Origin of the sequence: uncultured Campylobacter sp. (assembly GCF_937997595.1) — a bacterium.
GTDB lineage: Bacteria > Campylobacterota > Campylobacteria > Campylobacterales > Campylobacteraceae > Campylobacter_B.
Genome location: NZ_CALKTS010000091.1, coordinates 1 through 2,715, shown reverse-complemented (window position 1 = coordinate 2,715; position 2,715 = coordinate 1). Strand labels below are relative to the sequence as shown.

Sequence of the window (2,715 nt, the reverse complement as noted above, 5' to 3'; positions counted from 1 at the left end):
TCTTTTATAATTTAGATAATTTTGTAGCCCGCTCATACGAACCTCTAAAAAATTATACTTACGCAGACTGCGCCTTTTGGGAGGAGCCGAATCGGTGGTGCCATCATAATATGTATATGTTTATCACAGAATGCGGCAAAAGATATTATAATGAAATTTTAATTCCGAGCCTCTGCAACAAATACGAACACATAGAGGTCGATATCGATGAAGAAGGAAATGTAACTAAGTGGTATGGAATATAAAATTTAGGAGAATAAATGTCGATAAAAGAAAGATTATTAAGAGAATTATGCTGCCTTGCTTCATTAAAATGCCAAGAAAAATATATGCTCAACCCCACAAAGGATAAGTATTTGTTGTGCATAGATTTAATAGAAGATTGCGAGAGTGCTTGCAAAATAGCTCTAGTGGAATCAAATAAAATTTATTTCAGCGTAGAGGAGCGTAAAGCGATAGTTAAAATGCTAGATAAATTTGCAGAGTGTGATTCAAAATTTTGGAAAGAAGAGGAAAGGGCTTCTATGGCAGACTACGAAGACTTTATATACCACAATAGTACCTTTTGCGGACTACGCGAGCTAGCTCTAAAAACAATCCATATTTTCGGATACGATTTGGATGACCTCAACTACGACTAAAAGCCTTATAAGGAAAAATAGAATATGTACAAGCAAATAAAAGAGCTGTTAGAAAAGAGCGGTATAGAATTGAGCGATGGTTTGAAAGAGAGCGAAATAGACAAAATAGAGCAAATTTATGAGTTTAAATTTCCAAAAAGCCTAAGAGATTTTTTATCATATACATTGCCCATTTCGGTAGAATTTTATAATTGGAGAGACTTTAGCGATGAAAATATAAAGGAGATAAAGCAGGCTATGAACTACGTCTTTGAGCACTTAAAAAACGATCCTATTGATGAAATTTTTCCAAATGAGAACTATTGGAATACGCAAAAATGGGGTCCGATGCCCAAAGACAAATCTCGCAAGCGAGTCGTCATACTAGAAGCAGCCAAAATTGCACCCAAGATTATACCTATATATTCTCATAGATATATGCCGTGTCTTAAATTGCCGGATCCGCCGGTCTTATCTATACACTATACCGATGTGATCTGTTATGGAGAAAATTTATATGACTACTTTTTGAGGGAATTTAGCAAAAATCCTCTTAAGCCGGTCAGAGAATGCCCGTATGTGCCTTTTTGGTCTGATTTATACTAAAATTTAATAAAGGCGAGTTTGCGTTAATCTACGCTTATTTGATTTTTAGAATTTAAAGAAAATATGCGTTAGTATAGTTAAGGCGGGGAAAAATGATAGAAGCAGTGATTGACTTTGATGAGTTGCAAAACGACAGAAGATATATTGATGAATGGCATGATTATTGCCCCAAAGTAATAGAGCATAAGTTATACTCATATTTATCCGAAAAGCTGTCTTTGCCGCTGCGTATCGGCCCTGATGCATTCGCGGACTTCTTTTGGTTTCTGCGATTTAAGGAATGGAAAGAATATAGCGAGGAAGAGTGGGAGCAATATAAAGATAAAGACGAGTGGGAAAGCTATAGCGAATATATCCAGGAAAAAGAAGAAAACTCACGATATGGTTTAAAAAATAAGCAAGGCGTTCGAGACGATTTAAAGTTGATTTTCTTAAATTTTAATGCATTTAAGAAAAAATACAGCGATTTGGCTAAACAGCTGCTAGACGTGATAAAATTTACGCTCTCGGAGACCGCCAAATACCAAGATTACGATGACTTACTTGATATTCAAATAGAAATTCGAAGTTAGAGGACTATGAAGTAGCAATGAGAAATAAATTTAAGTACGCGAGAATCTTAAAAATATATTACGATATAATGTGGGTGAACTCACATCCCAATAAAAGGAAACCCAAATGCAAATTAACGGAAAAGAGATATTTGAGAAAGGCGGGCTTATGTTTAATTTAAGCCGAATGGCTTCTTTGGAATATCAGGATAAGTATCTAATACATATCACAAATGAATGTTACGAAGACCCTGCGGAGATGATAGATTGGCTATATGATTTTTGTAAAAATGCCCTATTGGAGCAATTTAAATTTTGTTTTTTACCATACGAGAGGGATGCGCTAAGAGAACTTAAGGAGCTCATAGATAAGTACACTGAAGACGACAGTATATTAAAGGGGGAAGAAGATGGCTATTGCTTGGTCTATCAGAACAAATCCTGGATAGAGATCAGAGAGCTGGCTTTAAAGACATTGCATATTTTCGGCTACGAACCATATAACTTTAATTATGATTAGTCCGGATTAGACCTAGCAGAATGAAATTTGTCCTATATATCTTTACTCTGCTGCTATGTCTAAGCGCCTGGGTTCTGCTTGATTATATACGGCAAAATAAAATAGATGTCGCGCAAGTAAATAGCTTTATTTCGGTTGCGCTTATGCTGCGCCGTACCATATTACGCGCCGTAACTCAATCTAACGCCGCCAGGTCGTGCTCTAGCCGCTATGTCGCGACGCGTACTATCGCTGCGCCTCAAACTCCAGTGCCCGAAGCGCCTAGATCATCTTTCCGACGAGTTTTTCTTTAAATTCTTTGTAAATTTCAGGCCCTGCGTGTTTGTATTCGCTCGTCAGCTTGTTGTGAAATTCCGCCATATCGCCGCCGCTTTCGCGGTAGAGCTTGATCGCGTTTCGCCTTACGGCGCCGTCTTTT

General features: G+C 37.3%; 4 protein-coding genes and 1 pseudogene. All 5 read left to right on the top strand.

Going from position 1 to position 2,715, the window contains the following annotated elements; all coding sequences use genetic code 11:
* Positions 1–245 (top strand): annotated as a pseudogene (locus Q0614_RS03340) (hypothetical protein); the annotation flags it as partial.
* Between the two features lie 111 nt (positions 246–356).
* Positions 357–641 (top strand): hypothetical protein, encoded by a 285-nt coding sequence (locus tag Q0614_RS03335; RefSeq protein ID WP_297949011.1) that lies wholly within the window; start codon positions 357–359, stop codon positions 639–641.
* A 24-nt stretch (positions 642–665) separates the two neighbouring features.
* The gene (locus Q0614_RS03330; RefSeq protein ID WP_298786517.1) at positions 666–1,226 is read left to right on the top strand and encodes a hypothetical protein; all 561 of its coding nucleotides are present in this window, start codon (positions 666–668) and stop codon (positions 1,224–1,226) included.
* A gap of 92 nt (positions 1,227–1,318) precedes the next feature.
* A complete protein-coding gene (locus Q0614_RS03325; protein ID WP_298786516.1) occupies positions 1,319–1,798 on the top strand; it encodes a hypothetical protein in 480 nt (159 codons plus the stop codon).
* Between the two features lie 106 nt (positions 1,799–1,904).
* Positions 1,905–2,297 carry a phytanoyl-CoA dioxygenase gene (locus Q0614_RS03320; protein WP_298786515.1) on the top strand — a complete coding sequence of 131 codons (393 nt, stop codon included), beginning with the start codon at positions 1,905–1,907 and terminating at the stop codon, positions 2,295–2,297.
* The last annotated feature ends 418 nt before the right edge of the window (positions 2,298–2,715 follow it).